Raw genomic sequence first — 425 nt, forward strand, 5'->3', positions numbered from 1 at the left:
GATGTCACAGTCAATGCCGTAGACGATACGCCAACGGCCGTAGACGATACAGCCAGTGTAGATGAAGACGATACAGTAAACATCGATGTATTAGACGATGACAATTTTGGAGGCGACGGCCCAAGTACCGGCACCATAAGCATAACAAGTGCCCCAACCAATGGAGTAGCAACAGTAAATGATGGCGGTACCCCCAACGACCCAACCGATGATACGATAGATTACACCCCGAATGCCGATTATAACGGTCCAGATCAAATCACTTATGAGATCTGTGATGCAGATGGCGATTGTGTTACAGCCGTAGTTGATGTCACAGTCAATGCCGTAGACGATACGCCAACGGCCGTAGACGATACAGCCAGTGTAGATGAAGACGATACAGTAAACATCGATGTATTAGACGATGACAATTTTGGAGGCGA

At 47.5% G+C, this 425-nt stretch carries 1 protein-coding gene; it reads left to right on the plus strand.

Features of this window, described 5'->3' with window-relative positions:
* The coding region (locus tag EYD46_RS17845) for an Ig-like domain-containing protein (protein ID WP_165454414.1) at positions 1-425 on the plus strand (425 nt) is incomplete at both ends.

It is taken from the genome of Hyunsoonleella pacifica (assembly GCF_004310335.1).
In the GTDB taxonomy this organism is placed as follows: Bacteria; Bacteroidota; Bacteroidia; order Flavobacteriales; family Flavobacteriaceae; genus Jejuia; species Jejuia pacifica.